The organism is Apilactobacillus sp. EABW-1NA (assembly GCF_030398685.1).
Classification (GTDB): Bacteria; Bacillota; Bacilli; order Lactobacillales; family Lactobacillaceae; genus Apilactobacillus; species Apilactobacillus waqarii.
Genome location: NZ_JAPDKO010000034.1, coordinates 1 through 8633 on the forward strand (window position 1 = coordinate 1; position 8633 = coordinate 8633).

Annotated in this window: 9 protein-coding genes; all 9 read left to right on the forward strand. The window is 33.9% G+C overall.

All coding sequences use genetic code 11. The features are described 5' to 3' along the window. Window positions 1–46 precede the first annotated feature (46 nt). Window positions 47–526 (forward strand): hypothetical protein, encoded by a 480-nt coding sequence (locus OEZ61_RS07440; RefSeq protein WP_290047276.1) that lies wholly within the window; start codon window positions 47–49, stop codon window positions 524–526. Further along, on the forward strand, window positions 468–743 hold the full coding sequence (locus OEZ61_RS07445; RefSeq protein WP_148562253.1) for a hypothetical protein: 276 nt from the start codon (window positions 468–470) through the stop codon (window positions 741–743). Before OEZ61_RS07440 ends, OEZ61_RS07445 begins: the two co-directional genes overlap by 59 nt. Beyond that, complete coding sequence (locus tag OEZ61_RS07450) at window positions 744–5024, forward strand: phage tail tape measure protein (protein WP_290047277.1); 4281 nt, start codon at window positions 744–746, stop codon at window positions 5022–5024. A 62-nt stretch (window positions 5025–5086) separates the two neighbouring features. After that, window positions 5087–5977: a hypothetical protein gene (locus tag OEZ61_RS07455; RefSeq protein WP_290047278.1), complete on the forward strand. Its 891-nt coding sequence runs from the start codon at window positions 5087–5089 to the stop codon at window positions 5975–5977. An 11-nt stretch (window positions 5978–5988) separates the two neighbouring features. Then, a complete protein-coding gene (locus OEZ61_RS07460; protein WP_290047279.1) occupies window positions 5989–6435 on the forward strand; it encodes a hypothetical protein in 447 nt (148 codons plus the stop codon). Beyond that, the gene (locus OEZ61_RS07465) at window positions 6435–7673 is read left to right on the forward strand and encodes a hypothetical protein (protein WP_290047280.1); all 1239 of its coding nucleotides are present in this window, start codon (window positions 6435–6437) and stop codon (window positions 7671–7673) included. The genes OEZ61_RS07460 and OEZ61_RS07465 overlap by 1 nt, the downstream gene beginning before the upstream one ends. Before the next feature lie 4 nt (window positions 7674–7677). After that, entirely contained in the window at window positions 7678–8046 is a 369-nt protein-coding gene (locus OEZ61_RS07470) for a hypothetical protein (RefSeq protein ID WP_053795549.1), read from the forward strand. 15 nt (window positions 8047–8061) lie between these two features. Next, window positions 8062–8427 (forward strand): hypothetical protein, encoded by a 366-nt coding sequence (locus tag OEZ61_RS07475; RefSeq protein ID WP_053795548.1) that lies wholly within the window; start codon window positions 8062–8064, stop codon window positions 8425–8427. Further along, a partial coding sequence (locus OEZ61_RS07480; protein ID WP_290047281.1) for a hypothetical protein occupies window positions 8414–8633 on the forward strand: 220 nt, incomplete at its 3' end. The genes OEZ61_RS07475 and OEZ61_RS07480, both read left to right, overlap by 14 nt.

An 8633-nucleotide genomic window follows, 5' to 3' on the forward strand; every position in this document is an offset into this window, starting at 1 on the left:
ATGCTTCAGCAGTTTAATCTTAATTAAAAAATAAGGGGAAATTATCATGGCAGAATTCTTAAATTCAGAAAGTTCAGAAATTCAATCAAGTTCAGCAGAAGTACAATCATCTGCTGTTGCAGAAAGTACGGTTGCATCAAGTTCAGCATCTAACGATGTTGATACTTCATACATGCCTTTGGAAAAACGTACAAAGGTAACTGATGTTGATAGTCGTACTCGTGATTTAGAAATCACTGAAAAAGACGGAACAAAGATTAAAGTTCAAATCACATCACCTTCACTTCGTGATGCAGAAACCATTGACGCTAAGCGTTCTGTAGTTGTTGAAGAAGATGGAGAAACTTCAATTGTTTTAACACCTGCTAAGTTCCATGAAGCATTATTTAAGATGTTCAATAACAATTCATTACTTATCAACGACAAGGTTACTGACGATGTAATTGGTTGGGACTTCTTTGAAAAACATGCAAAGGAAACTTACCACTGGTTCATGGATCAAGCTGAAACGTTTCTTACAGATTAGTTTAAAAATCTTATCTGAAAGAGCCGTAAAGTTTTACATCAATAGTGACAGTAATGCCAACATTATGTGGAATGCATTCATTAATGGGGCGACTACTATTGATGCTGAAAAGATATCAAATATGAATGCTCCAGAGTTATCTGTATTTGTATATGCAATGAAAAAAAGGATTGAAAGTCAAAGAAATCTATATAGTGGTATGTTAGGAGGTGTTTAGATGGCTGATGTATCAAGAAGGGCAACAATTGAAATTCCTGTTAAGGTTGACCAAAAAGCAATAGATTCTTTTAATAAAGCACTAACTAAGATGACCAAGTCTGGAGGTAGCGTCCAAAAGACACTGACTGGTTTATCAAAGCAACTTGATAGTTTTACCAAATCATCATCTGATTTTGCTAAAAACTATAAGAACACTTTTGATAAAGTTAGCGAATCGAATAAACAAGCACTAGAATCAAGCAAAAAGTTTACCAATCAAGCTGTATCAGGGAATAATAGAGTTACCAAGTCGATTGAAAAGATGAAGGCAATTGATGATAGCGCTACAAAGTCATCAACATCTAACACCAATACACGTACTGATAACAATAATAGGTTATCTAGATCACAATCTAAATTAACTCAGAAAGCAAGCTTATCAGTAGCAAAGTTCAAGCGTTTAAATGACGTGGGAGACAAATTCTTATCGATTGGTAGGAATATGGGGCTTGTAACACTTGGACTTGGGGCTGCTTTCATCAGTGGAGCTAAAAAAGCGATTGAATTACAAAATCAGTATGTAAAAATTAAGAACTTAGCGGTTACTGGTGGAGAACATTCAGTTGAAGCTCAACGAAATGTTAATAAAATGCGTCAACAAGGTGTCGAACTCTCATTAAAATACGGGGTTTCACAAGAAAAGATTGGTAAAGGTTACGAAGAATTGATCAGACGTGGTTATTCAACTAATCAAACGTTAGCAACGCAAAAACAATTTTTACAAGCTTCAATTGCATCAGGTGATGATTATACAGATGTTGTTCATAATGCTACTTCTGCTATTGAATCTTTTGGTCTTAAGACTAACAACTCATCTAAAATGGCTGCTAATACTAAAACAGTATTAAACCAAATGGCGTATGCTGCTGATTTAACTGCTACTGATTTCAATGGCATGGGTGAAGCGTTAAAATATGTTGGAGCTTCTGCTCATAATGCTCATCAATCAATAGCAGAAACATCCAGTGCTATTGGTATTTTAAGCAATAATGGTTTAGATGCCAGTCAAGCTGGTACAGGTCTTAGACAAGTATTGAGTAGATTGGTTGCACCTAAGAAAGGTGCGTCACAAAATGTACTAAAACAACTTGGATTATCTGCACAAGACTTTAGGGATGCTAAAGGTAATTTATTACCATTACAAGATGTATTCAGTAAATTGAATGACAAGATGAAAGGCATGTCTAGCACAGACAGAGGGGCAATTTTTAATGCTTTATTTGGTCAAACTGGACAGCAAGCAGCCACTATCTTATCCAACAACGTTAAGCAGTTAAAAGATTTGAATGGACAAGTTGAGAAATCACAAAAGCAAAATCATGGAAAAGGGTATATAGCGGAATTATCAGCTAAAAACTCAAAGACTGCAAAGGTGCAAATTGGTAGATTCAAGGCAGCAATTGAACAGTTAAAAATAACCTTTGCTAATGAACTCCTTCCAACATTTTCTAAAGTAGCAAATGGTATGAGTGATTTAATCGCCAAGCTTTCATCTGCACCTGGTTGGTTGAAGAAAATAGTTGCATATGGAACAGTATTTGTTGCTGGAATTGCACCTGTATCACTCGTAGTTGGATCGTTAACTAAAAGTTTTGGAGCTATTGGATTGGCAATCGGTAAACTACGCAAGATGTTCACTACACCTGTTTCAAAAACTATGGGTAATTCTATGGTTAAAGAATCAGGAAAGATGAGAACTGCTTGTGAAATTACAGGTTCTGGTAATTCATCAAGTGGATTAGGTGATGGCTTACAAATTTCACGAGTTGAACGTAATGGTAGAAATATCAGTAAGATGACTAAATTTAAATCAATCTTTGGCGGTGTTGAAAAGACAGGAACTCGATTTGGTAAGGTTGGTAACTTTGCTAAAATTGGTGGAACTGTTGCTCAAGACGCTACAAGAGTTGGAAGATTTGGTGGTTTAACTCGTGGATTAGGAATGCTAGGTTCAAAAATACCATATCTTGATATTGCTGTTGCAGGTAGTCAATTAATTGGTATGAATCATAAGAATGCAGGATCTAAAATTGGTTCAGCAGGCGGAATGCTTGGTGGAACACTTGGTGGTTCAGCATTAGGTGCATCTATTGGTTCAGTTGTTCCAGGAATTGGAACTGCTGTCGGTGGATTGGCAGGTGGAGCTATTGGTGGTATTGCTGGTAGTTCTGCAGGTAAATGGATTGGTAAAAAAGTACAATCAATGATTCCAAAGGGATTCTTTGACCCGCTAATTAAAGGCTGGAATAAAGCAAAGAAAATATTGAAAGATATTGGTAATGCCTTTAAAAATACCTTTAAGCCTCTCAAAAATATATTTAAACCAGTTGGTAAAGCATTTAATAATGCAATGAAGACAATAAAAAAGGCTATTAGTCCAATAAAGAAAATATTTAGAGATACTTTTAAGTCAATAAAAAAAGCTTTTAAACCCGTAACGGATGGTTGGAAATATATGATGAAAGCTTTTAAATCCAAACAAGGAAAAAAGAATATTAAGGCACTAGCCAGTGTTATGAAATGGTTGAATAAACAATCTCAAAATGTCGTAAAACTTATGGTTAAAGCATTTAGTTGGTTATTTAAGAAAGCAAAACCAATATTTAAAGCTATAGGAGTTACCTTTAAGGTTGCGATGAGTTTAGTAAAAGCAGTTGCAAAAGGTGCAGGAGCATTTTTGAAGAGTTTCTTTAAAGGAACTTTTAAAATCATTGGTAATTTATTTGAAGCTTTTGCCGATGTATTTACAGGTAATTGGAAACACCTAGGCAAAGACCTAAAAGGTATTGTCAGAGGAGTTGTAGACATTCTAAAAGCACCATTTAAAGCATTAGGTGCTTTCTTTGGAAGTATTTGGGATGACATAAAAAAAGCATTCCAAAAAGGTTTACATGCGGTTGTTGATTTCTTAAATGGTGGAATAAATGGTATTAATAAACTTCTTAGTTATGTAGGTGGAAGTGGTCATACAATTCCAACTATTAAATTCGCTTCTGGAACTTCTGGTTCAAAGCAAATAACTAAAGGAACTCATGCTATGTTAAATGACGGTCACGACTCGCCTGAGACTGGCAACAAAGAGCTTGCAATTCTACCAAATGGTAAGGCATTTATACCACAACAACGTAATTGGACTGGTTGGTTACCTGCAGGAACTCAAATCTTAAATGCTAAGGAAACTAAAGCCTTTATGAATTCACAAGGTATTGAACACTATGCAGGTGGAGGAATTATTGGTGGAATTGAAAGTTTCGCTAGTTCAGCAGGCAAGAAAGTTAAATCTTTTGCTGGTTCTGCAGTCAAGGTAGCTAAATCAATTGGTGGAAAAGTTGTTGATGATGCTGAAGCTATTGGGAACGCAATTGCTCATCCTATCAAAACAGTTATGAATATGTTTGGTGGGTTTACTAGTAACATTCCAATCATCAGTGATTTTGGTGGCGGAATTATTAATAAAGCTAAGGATTTAATTGCCAGTTGGTTTCAAAAAGAAACTGACGATGGTGGTAGTTCAAATCCAAGTGGTTCTGGAGTACAAAGATGGAAGCCATCTGTAATTAAAGCATTAAGTGCTTTAGGTTTAAGTACATCAGGCGATATGGTAAACAGGGTGTTGAGACAAATCAATACTGAGTCTGGTGGTAATCCTAATGCAGTTGGTGGTACAGATGGATTAGCTGATGGTAGAGCAATGGGGTTAATGCAAGTTAAGCCTGGAACTTTTGCAGCTTATGGTAAGCCAGGATTAGGTGGTTGGAATAATGGGTATGCATCTATTTATGCAGGTCTAAATTATGCCAGACACCGTTATGGGGATAGCTTAAGCTTCTTAGGTAATGGACATGGATATGCAAACGGTGGTTGGAGTTCTCAACCCGCTGTATTTGGAGAATATCCTGGACAACCTGAAGTAGCAATTAATCCAAAGCGCAAATCAGCAGACAGATTAATTATGGAAGCAATCAGTGCAAGAGCTAAATCAGATGGATCATCTCCATTTGCTAAGTTAATGCAAAGTAAATCTGAAAAGACTAAACGTAATGGATTAGTTTCAATGGCTAATTCATTAATTAGTAAGTCAAGTCGTGGATTGCAACAACCACAAATTAATATGAATGTTGAAATTAATATTAATGGAAATGCTGACACAGCAACCATTAATCAATTACCAAGCAAGTTACAACAAGCTGTAGAGCAAGTTGTACAACGCATGGCACATAATGCAATTGGAAAAATATAGTAAAAGAGCTAGTTTATTCTAGCTCTTTTCTTGTACATAAAAATAAATTAGGAGTGATATATATGACATTAGCTGAAAAGAAATTGAAAGAACAAATGGATAAACTAAATGAAAAAATCAAACATAGTAACTCACTTTTAAATAAATTAAAAAATAAAAAACAAACTAGCAAGGTAAAAAATTCAATCAAGATCCAACAGAAAAATATTCAAAATTATAAAAAGCAAATTGCAACATTAAAAGTAAATATGCAGAAAGCGAAAATAGATGAATTTAGAAGCAATACTTTAGAAAACATGAGGAAAAACCCAATGTTCTCAAATGATAAAGCAACCTTAGTTCCCCAAAATCCTAATACAAATCAAAGCTATGTAATTTTATTTATGAAAACTGCTAATGCTGATACTTCTCCACAAGTTAATACAAAAGCAGTAGAAAAAGGGATGAATCTATCAACTACAACACAACAAGGTGCAAACACAATCTCTTTTGAGGCAATAATTGGTGGTGGAGATGTTGATCAGATGAGTGAAGTAAAACGTGAAATTGGAAAGCTAAGATATTGGTCTAATAATGGTGTCCCATTAATTTTTCACTCAAATAATTATAATTCAGAAAGTGTGCAAATTAGTGCATTTACTAATTCATACGAATTTACTGATGCTGGAACAGGAATAAATTCAGCAAATGTCTCAATCACTTTAACTGAAGCGCAATTTTTTGAAACAAATATTAAAACGAAAAAAGGTACAACCAAATATGTAGGTCACAAAGGTAATAAGAAAGGAACAAAAAATAGTAATGCATCCAACAAGCATAGGTATGTAATTGCTAAATCTGGTGTTACTTATCTATCTGTTGCAAGGAGTAAACATGTTTCGCTAGCTCACGTTAGAAAGCTAAATAAATACGCTGATAGGTCAATTCCAATTGGTGCAAAGATTTATTATTAGGAGGTAATGCAATGGCGGTAAATGATTATATTGATATTAATTTAGATGATGTTCCAGTTCAATTTGATTACACCATCGATGGTATAGATTTTACTTTTTATCTTTACTACAACGAAGTAAATGATAGTTACTATATTGATTTATTTGACGAAAATGGAGTTCAAATTGTTAATGGTGAAAAATTGATTTACGGTTATCCATTGTTTGGTTCAATTAATGATCCACGATTACCTTTAATTAATATAGTTCCAATGGATGAACAAGGCAACGAAACTGAAGTTAGTAAGCTTAACTTTACAAATACTGTCCAATTGTTCATTAAAGACACTGATGAGGATGACACAGACGCAAATACAGGCAATTCTAGCGATGAAGTTGATGATGATACCGTATCAGACAACACAGCGAACGCTGATATCAACGATTATGGAACAGATAAGTCGGTAGGTGATGAATAATGGAATTAGTACATTTCTATCAACGAATAGAACTAGATGATGAAGTTAAAATCGTTTCAAGTTATTTACAAGGTAAGAATGCTCAAATTGAAATAACTTATAACTTTAGTAATCAAGATGTTCCGTCTGATACTGATATTACAATACATGGAATTTCTAAAAAGACGGCAAGTAAATTTAAGGTTGGCTCAAATCTATCCATTTATGCAGGTTTCTATAATGCTGATTTTACTGAAAACAATATTTCGCATCTTCTTACTGCATCTATCACAACAGTGGATGCAATTAAATGGGACAGTGGAGATTGGTATTTACATTTAACTATCCAAGATGGAACTAAAGTTGATCCAAAGAAAGCACTTAAGGTATCTCAAAGCAAACAAGTAAGAGCTAAATCTACGAATAAATCATCCACTTATCGAACTCAAATGCGTAACTTTGAAAATAATGCGAAGAAGAGACGACAAGCATGGTTAAATGCCAATCCAAATGCTACAAGGCATCAAAAGCATTTAAATTATGTTCAAATTCAAAATTCAATTAAGGCATATAGAACACAATTAAAGGGCGCGCAAAGTAGAGCCACTGAAAAATCAAATAAGCAAAAAACATACAGAGTTAAAACTGTATATAAAAACATGAGTTTTAAAGCTGGTACAAAAGGTTCAACGATAATCAAGACATTAGCAAATAAAGCAGGGATTAAGATTAGCGAATTAAAACTTGTATATAACCATATTTATTATTCTGGATATACTGCTAAAAAGAAACCACTATCATGCATTCAGGACATTGCTAAAGATTGTAAAACCGATATGTTCTATCAGCACGGTAAATTAGTAATCAAGTCATTTGTAAGCAATAAACATTTGAATTATACGTGTTTACCTAAAACAGGGCTAATTACTTCGCCTAGCTTATCAACAGATGAAGACAACAAGGATGTTTATGAAGCCACTATTCTATTCAATCCAATAATTACAACAGGTGTTATTTTTAGAATTGACGATGAATTTTCAGGATTTACAGATGATGTAATTGTCACTAATGGGAATGCCACATTAAGTAATTCGGATACTCCGACAATGACTATTAATTTTAAAAAGTTATCACAATACAAAAAAGAACAAGCTAGTGAAATTAAGAAAGCAAAATCTGATGATGTTAAAGCAAAAGCTAAGTTAGATGCTAAGCGAGTAAAACAAGCTAAAGCTAAACGAACTAATAGAAAGAAGTGATTGAATGGCTGAGCAAAAAGATTACTTCACTGATTTATTAAAAAATATTTATAGTAATGCGATTAATGATATTTCTGTAGCATATATAGCAAAAATTGAAAAAATAACGCCTCCTACTGCAACAGTTCAACCACTAGCTAGGATTAATGGAAAGAAGGAATCAATGGTTCAGAAAGTTCATTTTATCGTATTACCTGGTCAGTCTGAATCAATCGATTATAAAACTGGTGATGAAGTAATAGTTATATGTTTGGATGATGATAACTCAAAGCATACTAATGGTTATTTCCCAGTAAGTTCAAATAGAAAACATTCTGTTGATTATTCGTTTGTTATCGGGAAAATAGCAAGTAAAAACGACTTTAAGAAATGAAAGGTGGTGAGATAAATGGCTCAAGATTTGTTATATACAGATGATGGAGATTTATACATCAGTAAAGATAGTCCATTGTATGTAACTGGTTTAGATGAAATTAAGCAATCACTAAACATGATTTTAATGACTAAAAAAGGTACATGGTCTAATGAAAATGTTGGAATTGACTATGATTGGTTAATCGGTGGATTTGATAGAAATGCATGCATTTCATCGATTTCAGATTCTATCAAGCAAGATAAGAGAATCATTGATGTTGTTTTAGTCGATCCACAAATTAATCAAAATCATACATCTGTTGATATTCATATCATTGTAAATACAACATTAGGTCAATTAGATTTCTGGAAGGAAGTGAAAACAGATGCCACTAACTGATGATGGTTGGGTAACCATTAGTGCAGATGATGCATTAAAACAAGCTAAGTCAGAGATACAGAAAAACCTTGGTGAAGAAACTGATGTTTCTGATGGTTCAGCAATGGGAAGAATTGCACAGATGTTGGCTAACAGAATTGTTGAATGCGATAATGTTGCTCAAAACGTCTATGATAACAATTTCTGGTTAACTGCTTCTGGAGTTT